General features: G+C 64.0%; 13 protein-coding genes. 4 read left to right on the top strand and 9 right to left on the bottom strand.

Features of this window, described 5'->3' with window-relative positions; genetic code table 11:
• Positions 1-20 precede the first annotated feature (20 nt).
• The 6 genes from dacB to NTV05_14645 all read right to left on the bottom strand — a co-directional run bounded on the left by dacB (position 21) and on the right by NTV05_14645 (position 7,077).
• Complete coding sequence (gene dacB, locus NTV05_14670; protein MCX6545642.1) at positions 21-1,535, bottom strand: D-alanyl-D-alanine carboxypeptidase/D-alanyl-D-alanine-endopeptidase; 1,515 nt, start codon at positions 1,533-1,535, stop codon at positions 21-23.
• Entirely contained in the window at positions 1,532-2,869 is a 1,338-nt protein-coding gene (locus tag NTV05_14665) for a DUF4340 domain-containing protein (protein ID MCX6545641.1), read from the bottom strand. The genes dacB and NTV05_14665 overlap by 4 nt, the downstream gene beginning before the upstream one ends.
• Positions 2,869-4,461 (bottom strand): Gldg family protein, encoded by a 1,593-nt coding sequence (locus NTV05_14660; GenBank protein MCX6545640.1) that lies wholly within the window; start codon positions 4,459-4,461, stop codon positions 2,869-2,871. Before NTV05_14660 ends, NTV05_14665 begins: the two co-directional genes overlap by 1 nt.
• Positions 4,458-5,240: an ABC transporter permease subunit gene (locus tag NTV05_14655; GenBank protein ID MCX6545639.1), complete on the bottom strand. Its 783-nt coding sequence runs from the start codon at positions 5,238-5,240 to the stop codon at positions 4,458-4,460. The genes NTV05_14660 and NTV05_14655 overlap by 4 nt, the downstream gene beginning before the upstream one ends.
• A gap of 5 nt (positions 5,241-5,245) precedes the next feature.
• On the bottom strand, positions 5,246-6,229 hold the full coding sequence (locus tag NTV05_14650) for an ABC transporter ATP-binding protein (GenBank protein MCX6545638.1): 984 nt from the start codon (positions 6,227-6,229) through the stop codon (positions 5,246-5,248).
• 149 nt (positions 6,230-6,378) lie between these two features.
• The gene (locus NTV05_14645; protein ID MCX6545637.1) at positions 6,379-7,077 is read right to left on the bottom strand and encodes a response regulator; all 699 of its coding nucleotides are present in this window, start codon (positions 7,075-7,077) and stop codon (positions 6,379-6,381) included.
• A gap of 242 nt (positions 7,078-7,319) precedes the next feature.
• Here NTV05_14645 and NTV05_14640 point away from each other — a divergent pair, with 242 nt between their 5' ends.
• The 3 genes from NTV05_14640 to NTV05_14630 are packed head-to-tail and all read left to right on the top strand — an operon-like array spanning position 7,320 to position 10,827.
• Positions 7,320-7,535, top strand: a complete 216-nt coding sequence (locus tag NTV05_14640; protein MCX6545636.1) for a hypothetical protein — start codon at positions 7,320-7,322, stop codon at positions 7,533-7,535.
• A complete protein-coding gene (gene larE, locus NTV05_14635; protein MCX6545635.1) occupies positions 7,532-8,395 on the top strand; it encodes an ATP-dependent sacrificial sulfur transferase LarE in 864 nt (287 codons plus the stop codon). Before NTV05_14640 ends, larE begins: the two co-directional genes overlap by 4 nt.
• Positions 8,392-10,827, top strand: coding sequence for a DUF2723 domain-containing protein (locus NTV05_14630; protein MCX6545634.1), 2,436 nt, complete (start codon positions 8,392-8,394; stop codon positions 10,825-10,827). Before larE ends, NTV05_14630 begins: the two co-directional genes overlap by 4 nt.
• On the opposite strand, the gene NTV05_14625 is transcribed toward NTV05_14630, so the two are convergent.
• Positions 10,745-11,491 carry a methyltransferase domain-containing protein gene (locus tag NTV05_14625; protein ID MCX6545633.1) on the bottom strand — a complete coding sequence of 249 codons (747 nt, stop codon included), beginning with the start codon at positions 11,489-11,491 and terminating at the stop codon, positions 10,745-10,747. The two genes, NTV05_14630 and NTV05_14625, sit on opposite strands and share 83 nt — an antisense overlap.
• A gap of 305 nt (positions 11,492-11,796) precedes the next feature.
• On the opposite strand from NTV05_14625, the gene NTV05_14620 reads away from it, so the two are divergent.
• Positions 11,797-14,649, top strand: coding sequence for a carboxypeptidase regulatory-like domain-containing protein (locus tag NTV05_14620; protein ID MCX6545632.1), 2,853 nt, complete (start codon positions 11,797-11,799; stop codon positions 14,647-14,649).
• Between the two features lie 76 nt (positions 14,650-14,725).
• Here the strand turns inward: NTV05_14620 and NTV05_14615 are convergent, their stop codons facing one another.
• Positions 14,726-15,655 carry a tetratricopeptide repeat protein gene (locus tag NTV05_14615; GenBank protein MCX6545631.1) on the bottom strand — a complete coding sequence of 310 codons (930 nt, stop codon included), beginning with the start codon at positions 15,653-15,655 and terminating at the stop codon, positions 14,726-14,728.
• A gap of 94 nt (positions 15,656-15,749) precedes the next feature.
• A complete protein-coding gene (locus tag NTV05_14610) occupies positions 15,750-18,590 on the bottom strand; it encodes a M14 family metallopeptidase (GenBank protein MCX6545630.1) in 2,841 nt (946 codons plus the stop codon).
• Between the last annotated feature and the right edge of the window lie 191 nt (positions 18,591-18,781).

Below are 18,781 nucleotides of genomic sequence, written 5' to 3'. Positions count from 1 at the left end.
TGATGGCGCGAAGCCACTGTCTACCGGCGGCGGAATTCGGCGAGCCGCACGACGGCGCGGTCGATCAATCGATCGGCTTCAGCCTGTGAGACGTTGAAGTTGTTGACGATCATCGAGAAGACCAGCGGCTCGCCGTCGGCTGACGTGACAAAGCCAGACAGTGCACGCGCATTTGAGATGGAGCCCGTCTTGGCGCGCGCATTGCCCTGCGCCTTCGTGTCGCGCATCCGGCCGGAGATCGTGCCGTCCACACCGGCGATGGGCAGCGCATCGAGAAATGGCCCGCGATGCCGCTCGTCGCTGTTCATCCGCGTCAGGACGGTGACCAGGAGTTCCGGGGTCAGATAGTCGTAGCGCGACAGCCCCGATCCATCGACCATCACGTAACTGCCTGGCGCGATGCCCCAGCCCTTCAGCACTTCGCCGACGGTCCGGATGCCTGCCCGAGTGGTGCACATCGGGCGGGATTCCAGCGGGGCGGGGCAGCCCATCAGTCGAAGCAGCGTGTCGGCGTACAAGTTCTGGCTGACTTTGAGCGTGAGCTTGCCGATCTGTGTCAGGGTCGGCGAGGTGTAGGTGAGAAGCGGGACCGCGCGCACCACATCCGGCGCAGCCGCGAGCGAGCGGATCGCCACGGCGTCCCCGCTGACAGGAATGCCACTTGTCGAGAGCGCCCGACGCAGCGCACCGACCGACAGGAGAGTCGGGCTCTCGACCGACACCGAGCGGACAACCGGAGCGTGGCCGGCGGGCAGACTACCGCTCACGCGCAACACCGCGCTGCCGGGCGCGCGATCCAGGCTGATGGCCACTTCCGCTGTCGCCGCCGACGTCCAGGCGGCGTTCTCGATGACGAGGTCATGTCCTCCCGGCGCCGATTCGACCGCCGCAAAGTCTCCGGCCGCCGCACCTGGCTTGACGGTCACCTGAACCGTGTTCTCGTTGAAGTTCAGCCCCCCGGTGGGAGTGGCGTAGGCGGCATCCAGGAAATCCCATGCCCAGCCCGCGCCGAGCCCCTGCGGTTCGAACGCTCGATCGTCGCCGATGATGCGGCCCTGAATGGCCGAGATGCCTTTCGCGCGCAGATCAGCCGCCCACGCGTCGAAAATCGTGTTGCCCGCCGTCGGCCGTCCGCCAAGCGATGGATCACCGCTGCCGACCACCACCAGATCACCCTTGAGCACGCCCTGCTCGATCGGCCCTGTCGCCAGCAAAGTCGTCTTGAACGTGCGGTCCCAGCCCAGCGTCTCGCCGGCGGCCGCCATCGTCACGACCTTCATGTTCGAGGCCGGCATCAGCAGGGTGCGCGGATTCAGCGCGAACAGCGTGTCGCCGGTCTTGAGGGAGCGGACCAGGACTCCCCACACTGCGTTGCCAAAGGCGGGCGCCTGGAAGATCGAGGAGAGATCCGACTGAAGTGCCGCCGCGCCAGGGAGGGGCCCTGACGGCAGTTGCGGTGTAACTGCCGGCCGGGGTTGCTGGGCGCACGCCGCGGTCAGCACGATCAAGGCGACCGGTAACCAGCGCCGCGTCATTTCAGCACCTCCAGCGACTTCAGCATCTCATCGAGCCTGGACGCCGCGACTTGAGCAGCCCCCGAATCGCCCGATCGCGCCGCGAAGACATCATTCCCGACTTTGCCGAATGTGACTTTCTCTTCCTTCTTACCGTCTTCGAACTTCGCGACGACCACCGCGACCGGAGACGCGATGCCCGTCTTTGTCTTGGCGTCCACGTACTTGTCGACGGTGATTGACGAAAGCGACGACAGCAGGGCATCCACCTTGGCCTGGTCGAGATCCTTTGTCTGGCCGACCTGCCGCCACTTCTCGGCGCCATCCTTGCCCTTCGACTTCTCGAACGCCACGGTCGCCGCCCCGCGCGTAATCTCCAGTCGGACGATCGTGAACGGCTTGAACTCGAACAGATCTTTCGGCCGGAAGTCGTCGGCTTTCTTCTTCAGATCAGTTGCGAGCGCCGATTCGACAGTGAAGACCATGGGCCTCGACAGGTCGCGGGCATAGAGATTTCCGCCATCGGCGGCCTTCCCGATGGCGAGCGTCGCTCGCGCGCTGCCGGAGACCACCGAGACGGTGACGTCGGGTCTGTCGAGCCCGTACCTGCCCAGTTCCTTCTCGGGGACGTCGGCCGCCACGAACGACTTCATCTGGGCCGTCTGCAGGCGGCCGATCGCGCCGTCGACCGCGGAGGCGTCTGCGCGCGCGGCAACCGGTGTGGTCAGCTGCCACCGCGTATTCACCAGTGCCAGTTTCACCGGGCCGTCCTTGGTGACCACTTCCAGTGCGCTGGCCTTCTCGCGGTCGAACACCAGCACCTTCTTGTCCCGCAGATCAAACGCCGTGCGATTGAACGTCCCGTCGAGGAACGACGAGACCAGGAAGACGCGATTCTCGGCCGGCAGTTTGGCGTAGAGGTCGCCGCCTGTCGGGGTCTTCTCTCCGAGAAACAGGCGGGTGACATCCTTGTCGCCGGTCTTCCGGAACGCCACTTCCACGCGCGGCTTGGCCAGGCCGTACTGAGCAATGTCGGCCGGGTTGTCGTCAACGACGCGCTGACGCTCGAGTGACGCCAGGCTGGTGGCGATCGACGTGACTTCGGTCTGGTCGGCATTCGTCTGCGCGGGCGCCAGCATGGTCCACGTCCCGTTGATCTTCTTGAGGACCGAACGGTCGCCACTCGCGAGTGTGATCTGCAGTTCTTCGATCTTGTCGGCCTCGACCGTAAAGACCTTCTGTCTGGGTTCGCCCGCGTCCTGGCCGCCCGGCTTCTTCGCTTCGTAGAAGTAGACATAGGCCAGCAGACCGAGGAAGACGGCGAGCAGCAGGATCGTCGAACGAACACCTCTCATCAACGCCTCCGCCACCAGGTATAGACGCCCATCGCCAGGATGGCGCCCGGGATGCCGAAGATGGCCAGGAAGAAGATCAACCTGGTTTCCGCGGTCGTCATCGTCAGCCGGCGATCGCTCGCTTCTCTCGGCCGGATGGAGATGAGGTTCTCCTGCTGTGCCAGCCAGCCGATCGTGTTCATGAACATGTCGCGATTGCCCTGCACGCTGACGTAGGCGTTGGAGGCGAAATCCGAATCGCCAATCGCGACGACGCGCGTCTCGGACGGCTTCGCGTTCTTGTCGGCGCCCGCCGGCGTCTGCACCGGCGCATCAACTGGCGCCGATACCGCGGCGCCAATCGACACAGGGCCCTTGAGATCCTTGCCCTCGTCAAACTTCACCTCGCCGGATTTCATCAGCCCGTCGATGTCGGATTCGCCCCAACTGCGCGGGCTCGTCCGGATGAACGTGTCCGGAGTGTGGCCGTTCGCCCCGTTCTTGAGCGGCCCGATCGAGCGTGCCAGCGGGTAGGCCGTCATGTAGCCGAAGCGGTCCGTGATCGGATGCGCCGGATAGCTGGCCGCGACCGGCGTGGCGGCATCCGCCCCGAAGATCTGGCCGAGGCCGCTCGCGTCAACGACCACGTTCGTGCCGATGTCGAAGCCCCACTGGCGGAGCAGGCCTTCGAGGTTGGCAAGCGGCGCCGACTTGCTGGATTCCGGCGGATCCAGCATCACCATCAACTTGCCTCCACCCGCCAGGTACTTCCTGATCGCTTCCACTTCCGGCGCGAGCAGATCCGTCTTCGGGCCCGCGACGATGAGCACCGCCGCATCAGCGGGGACCTGGCCGTGTTCGATGAGCGCGACCTTGTCGACGCCGTAGTTCTCGCGCTCGAGTGACGTCTTCACCGTGCTGAATCCGGCGCGTTCGGTGCTGTCCGGGCTTTTCTCGCCGTGCCCCTGCGTCAGGTAGATCTTCTTCTGTGTCCCCGTTACCACCTTGATGATGCCGGTGGTCAGGTCCTGCTCGCCGCTGCCCGTGACGCGCTCGACGCGCCCGTTGTACTCGAGAACAACCGTACCGTAGGCTTCGACTTTGTACTGGATCGCCTTGGCGCGCTGTCTGTCGGCGTCGACGTACTCGACGGACACGTGACTCGAGGCATGCTCATATTCGGCGAGCTGATCCTTGTAGCGCTGGAGGTCCATCTCCTTCTGGCTGTAGAAGACCTTGATCGCCAGCGGGCCATCGAGCTTCTTCAGCACGTTCTGCGTCTGGTCCGACAGTGTATAGACGGCGTTGGCCGTCAGATCCCAGCGCTTGCTCTGCCGGGTGCCGATGATGTTGATGAGCACCAGGATTCCCAGCACCACCGCGACGCTCGTGATGGTGATCGTGCTGAGCCTGGTCTGCCGGCGCTGGAACGTCGCGGCGATGTCGCGCCACCCCGCCAGCATCGACAGCAGCAGCAGAACCAGTCCCGCGACGGCCAGATACCGCGCGTAGCCGGACCACTCCGGCCTCCACGGCTGCAGAAACAGCGCCAGCGCCACCGAGACAAGGGCGATGGCCAGCCAGTTCGAATAGTCCGCGAGTTTCCTCATCATCCCCGCCACCGTTCACTGTCGACCGACCGCGCGGTCAGGAAAAGGCCAAACGTAATGAAGCTCACATAGAAGATGAGGTGCTTCGTGTCGATGATGCCCTTGCCGAAGTCGTCGAAGTGCTGCGTGATCGACAGATAGTTCAGCACTTCCTCCACGACCGGACCCACCGACGGGCCAAACAGTCCGGTGGCCGAACCGGCGAGCCAGTCGATCACCCACAGCAGCAGGAACACGACGAACGTCATCATTCCGGCGACAATCTGGTTTTTCGTAAAGCTCGATACCAGCATGCCGACCGAGACGAAGCAGCCGCCAAACAACAGCAGGCCCAGATACGCCGTGACCAGCGGTTTCCACTCGGGAGTGCCGAACGCGAACAGCGCCAGCACGTAGACGAGCGTGACGCCGAGCATCGCGGCATACAGGGTCAGCGCCCCTAGAAATTTTCCGACGAGGATCTGGACGTCGGTGATGGGCGAGGTCAGCAGCAGCTCCATCGTGCCGGATCGCTTCTCCTCGGCGTACGTGCGCATCGTGATCATGGGCAGCACGAACAGCAGCATCACCATCGCGTTCTGGAGCAGCGGCCGGATCATCCGCTCGTTGACGTTCAGGCTCTGCGGGCCCATCCCCGGCGCCATCTGCATCCCCTGCTTGACGAACCAGTCGAGGATCGTCCAGTAGAAGACGCCAAACAGGATTGAGAACAGGCCAATCACGACGTAGGCGATAGGGGACGCAAAGTACGCCCTGATCTCCTTCTGGGCGATGGCGAACATGTTGCTCACTGGGTGGCCTCCTCGGTCTGCCCGGTCGTCACCGGCTGCTCCGGTTTGCCCTCGTCGGTGGTGACCTGCAGGAAGATCTCCTCGAGGCTCATCCTCAGCGGGCGCAACTCGAGCAGGCCCCAGCCCTTCGCGACGACCGCCGCCGACAACTCGCGCCGGATGTCCCGGTCCCGCGCACTGTCAACCTCATAGCCAACCGCGGCGCCGTGCCGATCCGAGATGCCAACCCGCGTGACGCCCGGCACGCCCTGCAGGACCGACGTGGCGTCGGCATCGGCCGCGTCCAGCTGGACGTACATCGTCTCGGCGCCACTCAAACGATGGGTGAGGTTCTCCGGGGTATCGACCGCCACCACCTTGCCCTTCGTGATGATCACCACGCGCTGGCAGGTCTGCGCCACTTCCGGGAGGATGTGTGTGCTGAGAACGATTGTGTGGGTGCCGGCCAGTTCCTTGATCAACTGCCGCGTCTCGATGATCTGCTTCGGATCGAGCCCCGCGGTTGGCTCGTCGAGCACCAGCACGTCGGGGTTGTGCAGGATGGCCTGGGCGAGGCCGACACGCTGGCGATAGCCTTTCGACAACTTGCTGCAGTGGCGTTCGGCCATGTCGGCGACCGCGGTCTTCTTCATGACCTGCGCGACCCGCGTCTGCCTGTCGCCGGATTGGACGCCCCTGATCTTCGCGACAAACATCAGGTACTCCCTGACCGTCATCTCGGGATAGAGCGGCGGCGTCTCCGGGAGGTAACCGGTTCTACGCTTGGCCTCGACGGGCTGATCGAAGACATCGAACCCGGCGACCACGACCTTGCCCTGAGTCGGGGGCATATACCCCGTAATCACCCGCATCGTCGTCGTCTTTCCAGCGCCGTTTGGCCCGAGAAAGCCGAGAATTTCGCCCCGCTCGACGCGGAACGTCACATCGTCGACGGCCGTGATGCGGCCGTAGCGTTTCGTGAGGTGCTGGACCTCGATCACTGATGACTCCGTGGATGACAGATACGATCTACGTTTACGAATGACTCGACCGGCGGCCCGAGGCGGCCCGGACGATGTGATGGGGATTGTACTTCCAATCCGACTTCCTCTCCGAAACCTCGGACAGGCGACCGGCAGATCGAAGATGTCTAGTGCGAGTCGATGAACGTCTCGACGGCGGATTGATCAACCGCGTCGATGCGTTCGAACTCGAGGCCCATACCCACCCGGGCGTCACTCCAGACGACGCGCGCGTCAGCGTCCACATCCTGGCTGGCGTGCGGGAGGCGGAAGCGGACCCTGGCGCGGGCGGACGAGTCGAGCGGATTCATCGTCCGGATGGCCACGCCGTGTCTGCCGAGATTCAGCGTGACGGCTGCGGCGATCGTGTTGGCGACCCGGTAGGCCACCGGGATGCCCAGTACGACGCGCGCGCTGTGGCGGCGATTGAAGTTGTCCGGAAACAGGTGCGGCGCGAGCGACGGCAGGATGTGCTGGGCCGCGCTGTGTTCATTGACATACCCGGCGATGCCGAGACCGGCCAGATCCCGGACTTCAGATGCGGCCGCGATCGTCCCACTGAACACCAGGATCGGGAGCTTGCCGCCGTCCAGCTTGCGAATCGAGCGGACCAGATCGACGCCGCCGGCGTGGGGCAACCGCAGATCGACGACCACCAGATCGATTTCTGACTGATCGGCGCGGACACGCGCCAGCAGTTCGGCCGCGCTGCGGACCATGCAGGCCCGATGTCCGGCGTGCTCGATGGCCGACTTGAACCGATCGCGCACAAACGGCGTATCATCGGCAATGAGAACAGTCTTGTATGCGGCCCCGGCGTTTGTCATCCTGTGCAAGGTATCGGCGGCGGCACGGATGGACGTTAGCCCTCTTTTCTGGTCCGGGTTGCCGCGGTTTGCACGGTCTGATTTGGCCTCTGCGGTCGTGTCTGAGTTGCGTTGCGGGCGCTGAGGCTTGTCGCTATAATCCAAGCTCGTTTCGCAGGAGACGTTGAGCGCATCTGATCGATGCACACTGAACAACTACCCGGACACGGTTCGTGACGCCGGCGGTTCCGTGAGGAGGCGGTATGGCCATTTGCCCCGAGTGCGAGTTCGAGATCGACATCGATGAACTGGATGTCGACAAGGGTGACACGCTGGAGTGTGACAATTGCGGAGCGGCTCTGGAGGTTGTCAGCCTTAACCCCATCATCCTCGAAGGCGTCGTCGACGATGAAGACGAAGACGAGGACGGTCTGGACGAAGACGAAGACGAGGACGAAGACGACGACGAGGACGAGTGACCACCACAGGGCTCGATCAACGGGAGTCGGAATCGGCGGTCGCCGGGTGTCTCCTGAAGGAGGCGCGCCTGCGGGCGAGGCTCAGTTCGCTGGGTTCGGTCGTGGTGGCGTTCAGCGGAGGCACCGACAGCGCGTACCTGGCCTATGTGGCCTCGTCCACGCTTGGCGACCGCGCGCATTGCGTCACGGCCGACAGCCCGAGCTACTCGTCGCGGCACCGCAAGATGGCCGTTGATCTTGCTTCGCAATTCAACTTCCGGCACGAGTTCATCGTCACGACCGAGATCGACAACCCCGACTACCGCGCCAACGCACCCGATCGGTGCTACCACTGCAAGCGTGAACTGTTCACCCGGTTGACGAGGCTGGCTCGCGAGCAGGGGTTCGCCGGTGTGATCGATGGATCCAATGCCGACGATCGCGGCGACTACCGCCCGGGACGGCAGGCCGCGCGAGAGATGGGTGTGGTCAGCCCCCTCGATGAAGCCGACCTGACCAAGGACGAGATCCGGGAGCTGTCGAGGCGCGCAGGACTTCCGACATGGAATCAACCCGCCTCTGCGTGTCTCTCGTCGCGGATTCCGTACCACACCGAGGTGACTCCGCAGAAGCTCCGCACGATTGAACGGGCGGAAGAGGCGCTGCGGGCGCTCGGCTTCACGGTGTACCGGGTGCGGCACCACGACAACCTGGCGCGTGTCGAGCTGGACCCGGATGAGATGATGCGGGCCCTGGACCCGGCGGTGCGCGACGCGCTCGTCCGCGACATCAAGGCAGCCGGGTATCAGTACGTGGCGCTCGATCTCCAGGGTTACCGGATGGGCAGCCTCAACGAAGGCATTCTGCTGAAATCAGTGTGACCAGCCCCGTGACCGATCTGCTGCATTCTGTCCGGCGCGGGAGCCGCGCGTGGTGGGTGGCGGCCGCGCTGGCGACACTGTTCCTGGCCGGCCATCTCCCGTTTCTCGCGTCAACGCTCGAGGACGTGGATTCGGCAAATTTCGCCCTCGGCCTCCGCGACTTCGATCCCGGGCGTCACCGGCCTCATCCACCTGGTTATCCGATCTACATCGCTCTGGCCAAGACAGCCGCGACGGTGATGAGCGAACCGCACGCGCTGGCTCTCTGGGGCGCGCTGTGTGGCGCACTCGCCGCATTCGCGCTGCTGCGTCTCTTCGCCTGTTTCGATGCGATCGACGGCGGCGCGGCAGGTTCGGCGAACGGTCGTGGCGCGCCCTGGGAATCGTGGCTGGCCGCACCTGCAGCCGCGACGCTGGTCACCATGACGGCGCCGCTTGTCTGGATGAGCGCATCGCGTCCGATGAGCGATGCGCTGGGCTTTGCCGCGTCGCTGGCGGTTCAGGCTCTGCTCGCGACGGCGCTCGTCCAGCAGTTGCGCATGCGGGATACGGCCACCGGCCAGATCGACGCGGTGGCCGCCGCCCGATCGGGACGGCTGATTCTGGTTGGGGCGCTGGCTTGCGGGCTCTCGATCGGCGTGCGATCGCAGGCCGCCTGGCTGACCCTGCCGTTGCTGGTGGCCGTGATCGTCAGCCGGCGCCGGCGCGAAGCCACCGCGGCACTCATCGGCGGCACCGTGTGGTTTGCCGGCGGCATCCTGCTGTGGCTCGTGCCGCTGGTCGTGGCAAGCGGCGGCCCGTCGAAGTACGTGGCCGCGTTTGCGAACCAGGCGGGCGAAGACTGGTCCGGTGTCGACCTGCTCGCCACTCATCCGACGCCGAGAAAGCTCGCGCTCGCTCTCTATGAGACGTTCGTGCTGCACTGGGCCGAGATCGGGTGGCTGATCGTTGCGGCTGCGGTAGTCGGCGCCGTCGTGATGGTCGTCCGCCGTCGCCGCGGGTTGATCGTCCTGCTGGTGGCGTTCGCGCCGTACGGCCTGTTCCATCTGGCATTCCAGGAGACCGTCACGACACGGTACGCCTTGCCGCTGGTGCCGCCGCTGGCATACCTGGCAGTCAAGGGCTTCCTGCTGCTGGGGCGCGCCTCCGGTCGAGGCGCGATCGTGGTGTTGTCGGTGGTGTCGCTCGTGTTGACGGTTCCCGTGGTCGCGAGCTACGCACGGATCGGAAGCCCGACCACGCGTGCGCTGGCTGACATGACCCTCGAGTCATCGAAGACCCCCGGCGTGACGCTGGGCATGCACCACGCCTTCGCCAGGGCTGTCGAGGCGGCTGCGCCAGCCGCGCCAGGATGGCAAACCGTACCGTCCCCGCCGAAACACGAGTGGCTGTCGCTCGTGACGGCGTGGCTGAACGGCGAATCACGCCCGGTCTGGTTCCTTGCGGATCCGCGCCGCACAGACCTCGTCCTGATCGATCCGGAGGCCCGGGCGATCCACGGCGACTACGCCTGGCCGTTGTCGACCCCGATCTACCTTGGCGGCATCAGGCCCAACCCACTGCAATGGGTCGTGATTCGCCAGCCGGGATGGTTTGCCGGAGAAGGCTGGGCTCTGACGCCGGAAACCGCCGGCGTCGCCAGTGCCGATCGCCGTGGCCTCGAATTCGGGTCGCTGGTCGCGTGGGTGAAGAGACGCGAGACGACGACCACCATGATGATCGGCGGCCGCCACCTCGGTGCGGGAACGGGACCATCGGCGCGCGTGGACGTGACGATCGACGGCCGGCAGGTCGACACGTGGACGGTCGCTCCGGCCAACACCTTCTTCCTCAGTTTCTTTTCGCTGCCGGCCGGCTCGCTCGCTGGCGACCGACCGTACGCGAAGCTCGAGATACAAGCCCGGGCGATCGACGGGAATGCGCGCACCGGGGTCGTTACGATCGATCAGTTCGACCTCCAGGATCCAACCGCCGTGATGCGAGGGTATGGTGACGGCTGGTACGAACCCGAGTACAACCTCACGACTGGACAGACGTGGCGATGGGCAAGCGAGCGCGCGGCGCTCCGGACGACCACCGTCGATCGCGATCTCGTGCTGCAACTGACGGGCGAGTCGCCGCTGAAGTATTTTTCCGCGCCGTCCAGCGTAACTGTGAAGGCGGGCAGTCTGTCACTCTTCAGTAGTACGGCTGCTGCCGATTTTTTCTGGTCGATCCCAATACCAGCCTCGGCGCTCAAGCAATCCGGTGGACAGATCACCATCGAAAGCAATCAATCGTTCCGCCCGGCCGACCGCGGGCAGAACGCCGACAAGCGCGCGCTGGCCTTGCGAATCTACTCGGCCACGCTCAAACCGGCTTCCGGGCCAGGCACAGCAGCGAACTCCCGAACGGCAACCGCACCAGCCGCTGCACCCGCGCTTCAACGCTGAGCGCCGCGCTCAGGATCGCGTTGACGGGAGCCGGCGGGACGGAGATCTCACCAAGCGCATCCGCTTCGGCCGCCAGCCCCATGGCGCGCTGCGTCAGCCTCACCGCCAAGGTGATGGGAAACAGCGCCGCGTTGGTGTGGGTCAGGCGCTCGACGGTGAAACCGGCCTGCTCCAGCAGTGCGCGCAGGCTCGATCGACTGTAGCGTCTCAGCTCGGCAGACAGCACCGAGTGGTTCCCCTTCAGGATCTCCATGGCCGCGACGTTGATCACGATTGAACCGCCGGGCTTCAGGACGCGCCACATCTCGCGGACGGCGGCGTGTTCAACGGCGGCCTCCAGGCAGTAGAGCACGTCGAACGACGTGACGATGTCAAAGGTCTCCGCGGCGAAGGGCACGTGGGCGGCGCTGGCCCGCGCCAGCCGGTCGAGGCCACGGCTCCGCGCGATCGCCAGACCGGACCACGCGAGATCGAATCCCCACGCGCGCCCGTATGCTTCAAGGAGCCGGAGATTGCCGCCTGTCCCACATCCACAGTCGAGCAGCCGCAGTCCTGGCCGGCCGCCGGCCGCCTGCTCCAGCAGCGGGGTCACGAACTGCCGGAATCCGCGGAACCAGAAATGGTCGCGTTCGGCGCGCGATGTGGCTTCGAGCAGTCGATCCACGCGTGCATTGTACTGTGGGGTTCGCCGCGGAGTGACGGGACGTCGCGGCAGCAGAGGCCACTCTTCAACGGCGCGAGGCGCTCGGCCGGACTGTTCCCCCCGGACTGATCCCGCTTGACAACCTCCGTCGATGTGCCGATAGTTGACGCGAATCATCCATCGCCGACAACCGTTTCGCGGCAATTCCCTCACGCGTTGGGGAGAACCCGCGCGGCGGGCGTCGAGCCCCACAGCGCAATCTGCAGGACGTGACTGACGGGTTGCGCGAATGCCGTCTCGTGATTGAAGGGGAGGAGGAGGAGCACATGAAACGGGTTCTCTCAATTGGAGGTGCCGTCTTGCTCGGCCTGGTCCTTGGACTGGGAGGGGCATCGGCTCAGACGGGCCAGAACTTTGGTGAAATCACCGGAAAGACGCTCGACCAGCAGGGCGCAATCATTCCGGGGGTGACAGTCACCGTCTCGGGGCCAGCCATGATGGGAGTGAAGACCGCCATCACCAATGAACACGGCGCCTATCGGTTTCCCGCCGTCCCGTCTGGCCTCTACAAGATCACCTTCGAACTCGCCGGGTTCGCCTCGTACATCAGGGACGGCGTGGTCGTCGCTGTTCGCGCTACAGTGACGATCGACGCGCCGATGAAGCTGGCGACGCTGAGCGAAACCGTGACCGTCACAGGCGCGTCGCCGGTCGTGGACGTCGAAAACGCGAAAGTGGGTCAGCGGCTCGACAAGGAAATCCTGAGTGAGATTCCGAGTCAACGAACCATCTTCGGATCGACGACGATGCTGCCAGGGATGGTGATGGGGGTCCAGGACGTCGGCGGCCTGTACAGCGGCACGTCGACCGGCATGGTCGCCCACGGTTCGACGCAGTACAACCTGAACTACTTCGGCGTCAGTACCGACACGCCGCAGGATTACGGGTCGATGTACTACATGGACTACGGGTCTGCCGAAGAGATCTCCGTGGATACAGCGGCCATGGGCGCCGAAATCGGCGGCCCGGGCGGCGCCAATATCAATGTCATCCCGAAGTCCGGCAGCAACCGGCTGAAGGGGACGTTTTACTTTACCGGCGCCAACAAAGGCATGGTCGGCGACAACATCGATGACAACCTGCGCAAGCAGGGCATCACGGTCGGCACGCGCGTGAAGCAACTGCTCGACATCAACGCCGACATCGGCGGCCCGGTTCTCAGGGACAAGGTCTGGTACTACGTCTCCTACCGGAAGTACAAGACCCAGGAGGACGTCATCGGCTTTCCGAAAGTGTTCCAGACGCAGCTGATCAACTACGTGCTCCGGACCACCTACAAACTGTCGCAGAACAACAACCTCTCGGCGTTCTGGACATTTAACCGGAAGAATCAGCCAAACCGCGACGCGTCGGCGACGCGGCCGCCGGAATCCACGTGGTTCCAGATCTCGGATAAGAATCTCGAGAACCTGAACTGGACGAGCGTGATTGGCCAGAACACGTTCTCCGAACTGTCCTCCAGCTTCATGCGGATGTACTGGCCGACCTACTACTCGAAGGAGTGGGACGGAAAGACGCCGGCCAGCTACAACACGACTACTGGCGTCTACTGGGGCGCGCACGCCTCGGGCGAGCGATTCCGCGACGCACGGCGCTTCCAACTCAATGGGGCCGTCACCCATTACCGGGATGGCTGGATGGGGGGCAACCACCAGATGAAGGCCGGCTTCGAATACTGGATCGGGTTCGGCACCGACGGCCTCCGGTATTTCGGCGACACGTTCTATCGGTACCGAAACGTCAGTGGGGTGCAGACTCCGTACGAAATTCGGACCTACAACACGCCCCTCGACCAGAAGACGCACATGAAGAACATCTCGGTCTTCGCACAGGACCGGGTCTCGTTCAAGCGGATGACGATCAATCTTGGCCTTCGCTACGCCCTGTACGACGGGTATCTTCCCGAGCAGACCGGTGGCGGGCTCTGGTTCCCACGGACCACGTATCCGAAGCTCGAGTCGGGGTTTGCGTGGAAGACGTGGGCCCCGCGTCTCGGGTTCGTCTACAAGGTGACCAGCGATGCGCGCAACGTCGCGAAGGTGAGTTTCGGACGCTACTTCAACCATATGTACACGTGGCACTTCTCGGATGTCATCAACCCCAACGTGTTGCGCACAAGCGGTCTGAACATCTACACGTGGTATGGGGACCTGAACGGGAACGGGGTGGTCGATGCAAACGAGTACAATCCGAACCCGAAAAGCGTGTTCTCTCCCAAGAACAACCGCATCGACCCAGGCTTCAGCGCACCTCAGACCGACGAGATCACGCTCGGCTTCCAGCGCGAAGTAGGCGCCAACATCGGGCTGTCGGTGTCGTGGATACAGCGCTGGTTCACCAAGCAGTGGGCCGACGTCAACCAGTTCCCGGCGGGCGCGTACGTGCCGGCGTCGTTTCCGGACTACGGCCCGGACAACCTGAAGGGGACAGCTGACGACACGACCATCACGGCTTACAATCTGCAGGCGGCATACCTTGGCACCGACGCGTTTGTCCGGCGGAACGTGCCGGGAACACTGCACTACAAGTCGCTGGAGTTGTCGTTCAACAGGCGAATGGCCAACCGGTGGCAGCTCCAGGCATCGTACGTGTGGTCGAAACTGGACGGGCCGGTGTGGGTCGACAGCGGCGGCCGGCAGGCAGAGGATCCGAACGATCCCAACGCCCAAATCAACGTCGTCGGCAGGGGCGGCTACGATCAGCCCCATGCCATCAAGATTATCGGTAGCTTTCAGGCGCCGTGGGACATCAGTCTCGGCCTGAATTTCCAGGCGCTTTCTGGCCAGCCGACCAATCGCAACCTCGTGTTGGCGCTTACGCAAGGGTCCACCACGGTTCGTGCGGAAGCGCAGGGCACGTACCGGGCCGATTGGATGAACCTGTTGTCGTTCCGGGGCGCGAAGTCGATCAGGATGCGAGGGGGGGTCAAGGCGACCGTCTTCGCCGAGGTTCACAACCTGTTGAACACCAACGCCGCCCAGGCTCTGTACTCGACGACCCAGGGATTCGCGTCACAGGCGGAGTTTGACGCGAACATGACCAAGGTGAGCTACTTCGGGCGCATCTCGTCGATCATCGCGCCGCGCGTGCTGAAGGCGGGATTCAAGTTCGAGTTCTAGTCGCTGTGGATTCGAGAAAGGCCGCGGGGCCGGGCACAACAACAGCCCGGCCCCGCATTCCTGTACTCCGACGTGTCTACTTCTTGAGTTGGTCAATCGCCGCCTTGGCCTGCCCGGCCTCAGATGACGCCGGATCCATGGCGACGACTCTTTCGAGGAACTTGATGGCGGCGTCCTTGTCGTTCCTGGAGATGGCCACCATTCCCAGCTTGAACACCGGTTTGACCCATGTGGGATCAGCATCAGCGGCCTTCTGATACCACCTGGCCGCATCTTCCGGCTTGCCTTGGGCGAACAGAACTTCGCCGAGGCTGTAGAAGACTTCGCGTCCGGCTGAAGCTGCCACCGCCGCGTCTGTCAGTGCCGCCTCGGCCTTCGCCAGATCCCCCTTCTCCATGTAGGCCATGCCAACGCTGATTCTCGCCCGCTCATTGGACGGATCGGTCTTGAGAACTTCCTGGTACGCCTCGATGGCGTGGTCGTAGTCCTTCTTCCGGCGGAACGCGTTGCCAATTTCGAGGTTAATCGTCGTCAGCGTAGGCGTCTTCTCCAGAATCGTCCTGTAGGCCGCGATCGCCTGGTCGTACTGCCCGGCGTCCACGAATGCTCGGGCCGATTCCAGCGCCGCCTGCAGTTCTTTTGAACCCGCGCCCCCCGTCGCGGATGACGAGGACCCGCCTGCCGTCCGGTTCAGCCGGAATTCAATCGGCGGGTTTGGCCTGAGCGTGGAGACTTCAGTTCTTCCCTGGACCGGCGCGTAGCCTCGTGCCGAGACCGTGAACGACCACATGCCCTTCTGCAGCCCGATCATAGAGAATCGGCCCTTGTCGTCGGCGGTGGCCGTGACCGTGCCGGGGGTCGCGGTCGGGTTCTCTGCTTTGATTGTTGCGCCCTTCACCGGCTGGCCGACATCGTCGCTCACAACACCCGAGATCCGTCCGACCTGCGCAAAGACAGGTCCGGCCAGAGCCAGCAGGCACAACGCTGAGATTGCGACGGTTCGCATGAGACGAGAACAGGGAAGTTCGTGCATGAGTTCTCCTGCGGGCAAGGGCCTGCAGGAAGAGTCGAACGTGGTTCGACTCTTCCCGTCGAGGGGCCTACCTGATCGCCGTACCGGCCTGCGCCACGTTCACCACGTGCGCGCCTCCGTAGTAGATGGCATTGAAGAGGAACTTGAACGTGCCGTGCGGCTGGCCACGGAAGGTGATTTCCGGCGCGAGGAGGCACACCTTGCCCTTTCCCAAGGTGGCGTCCACTGCGATTATCGTGCCCTTAAGATAGTGCTGCCCCCAGGCCCATCCACTCTTGAGCGGCCGAGAGGTGGGGAACCATGCCACCGGGCGCACGCCGCGGAGCGGCGCATCAGGCCCGAGACGGAAGGCCGGACTTCGGTCGAACATCATGTCCGCCGTTTCGTCGAATCCATACGCCAACGGATTCGTAGGATCGACGCTAGCCTGGAGCACCGATCCCGGAACGTAGAACTTGTCTCCCGTCAGCGGACGTTCCACTCCCGCCGCCGTTGTGTCGACCAGCGCGCTGGTCACGGGCAGTCCGAGATGGTACGCGATGTTGGTCGACGAGCCGATGGCGACGATCGTGCCCCCGTCTTCCACGAACTTCCGGAGTTGCGGCACTGTCGTGGCCACCGTTACGCTGCCGACCCGGTCTTTGAACTCGGCCGGCAGGTCGGCTGGAGCCGATCCCTCGTCTCGTGACTCCCGGCCGGCCGCTCCGTCAACCAGAGGGATCGCTCCGGTCGGGAAGATGATCACGTCGTACTTTGCCGCCAGATTGCCGGCGTCGAGAGCCGGCGGATAGATCACATCGAACGCCAGCGGAAACGCCTGCTCGAACATCCAGCGAATCCAACCCGATGGCATCGAACCGCCGTACTGGTCCCACAGGGCGACGCGCATCGGCCGCAGCTTGAACGCATCGCCGGCCGGCTTCACCGCCGTTGTTTCGAACGTCAAACCCAAGTCGGCGGCCAGCCGTTCCACGAACGGTCGAGTCGTGGGCCTGTTCGGCACGTAGATAGTACCGGCGGGATAGGTCTTGCCGCCCACTGCAAACGGGGCTTTCAGCCAGTAGACCTCTTCCTTCGCGCCAAGCAGCCGTGTCGTGGCGACGAACGCATCGGTTACTCGATGGTCGAGCAGGTAGCCGACCGCCGGTTTCGCCGCCGCCGTCACCTTGCCCGGAACTGGCTTGAGAGGCGTCAGCGGAAGCGCCTCGAAGGGGCCGTCGAACGCGTCGATAATACGATCGAACTTCACACCCATCTGGAAGGCCAGTGTGTAACCGGTCACGTCGTAAGGCGGCTTGGGTGGTCCGCCTGGGTAAAAGAAGTCGTTCGGGTGATCTTGCGGCTCGAACATGTCGCGCAGGTGCGGGCGAAACGCTTGAGCGGCCTTCACCACGTACGAACCACCCGGGTACGTCTTGCCTGCAACCTGGAACGGGCCTGTCGCCCGATGGACGACCACGCCGGCCTTGATCAGGGCGTTGACGAACTTCGTCGCCGTGATGAAATCGGCCTGATCGGCCGGCACGATGTAACCGCGAGGATCCCGGCGCTCGGGCGTGCGCATCAGATCCCAGTACTTCATCGGCACTGGCACGCCTTCGCCCACGCGGGTTTCACCGCCGCGACCAGAACGGGTGGCGGCGCTGCCTGCTGCCTCCTTCGCCGCCGCGGCCTTCGCCTGCTCGATCCATTGGGGCTGGAGCGTCCAGTAGTCGCTGCTCCCGCGGTCGATCGAGTTTCGGCCCATCCGATAGATCCGGAACAGGAAGTCCTCCCGGTGCTTGGAGGCGACATCGAGAATGGCGCGGTTGGCCGAGATGATGTAGTCGATCGACTGGCGGAAGTGCCACACCTTCTGCGGCGGCAGCGGAAGCGGCAGATCCTGGTGGGGCAACTGGCGATCGAGCACCAACGGAATCTCGATCGGCGTCGGGTCACCCTTGATTTCGGTCAGGATGCCGATCTGATTGTGAAAGCCGGCCGTCGTCCGCTCGCCGCCGTTGTACCACGTCGAGTAGGCAGCTTCGGACCGCATCGCCGCCCCGCCCTTGCCCTCAGTCACAAACCGGTTGTGAATCGACGCGCTGACCAGGTCGATACCCATCGGCACCAGCGGATCTTCGTTGTAGTTGAACGGGTCGCGGAATGGCGGGACAAACAGGACGGCGCCCACCGGCCCGGTCTGGTGCTGGTTGTACATGATCTGCGGGATCCAGTCGATGTACAGCAGGCGGTTGATCGCTTCCGTTTCGGGTTGATTGGCGATGTACGAGTCGCGGTTGTTGTCGTGACCGACGTACTTCTGGTAGAGGCGCGGAATGGCTGCCGTGGATCGTTTCCTGGGGTCCGGTTCCCGCATGTACCAGTTCGACACGAGATCCATGCCGTCGGGATTGGCCGGCGTCAAGAGCAGAATCACGTCGTTGAGGAACCGAAGCGTTTCGGGATCGTTCTGGCTCACCATCTGGTACGCCATCAGGAACAGTTCCTGCGCGTTGACCGTTTCGGTTGCGTGCAGCCCGCCGTCGATCCAGACGACCGCCTTGCCCTCGGCGGCCAGCGCACGCGCCTGATCGTCGGTCAGGTCCTCGGCGCGCGCGAGCCGCCGGGAAATGTCCCTGTAACGGTCCAACTTCTTGTGGTTTTCGGGCGAGGTGATGATCGCCATGATCATGGGTCGCCCCTCCGCGGTCTTGCCGACCTCAACCACCTTCATCCGATCCGATTCCTGGTCGAGTTTGGCGAAGTACGCCTGCAACTGCGCGTAGTTGCCGAGAAAGTAGTCGTCACCGACGGTGTATGGTCCGAATGTCGGAGGCGTGAACCTGCCTTGTGATTGCGCCACGGGGGCTGCAGATACAAGCACCAGCAGCAGGGAGGCGACCAGCCAGGATCTCTTCTGCAACATTGACCCTCCTCGTCAGCTTTCTAGCGACGTCGGCGGTCGGACGCCGACCGTCGAGGCACGGTCGGTAGCCTAACGCCTTTTGGACCTGAAATCTACGGATCCATTCAGTGAATCCGTCAAGCCGATCCGCTCAACGATCAATCTCTTCGGGGCGCGCGACCGATTGGTCCGGATCCCGAAGAGGACCATCT

This window comes from Acidobacteriota bacterium, assembly GCA_026393755.1.
GTDB lineage: Bacteria > Acidobacteriota > Vicinamibacteria > Vicinamibacterales > JAKQTR01 > JBAXOX01.
The sequence above is the reverse complement of the archived record's forward strand: the minus strand, read 5'-3'. Positions and strand labels throughout refer to the sequence as shown.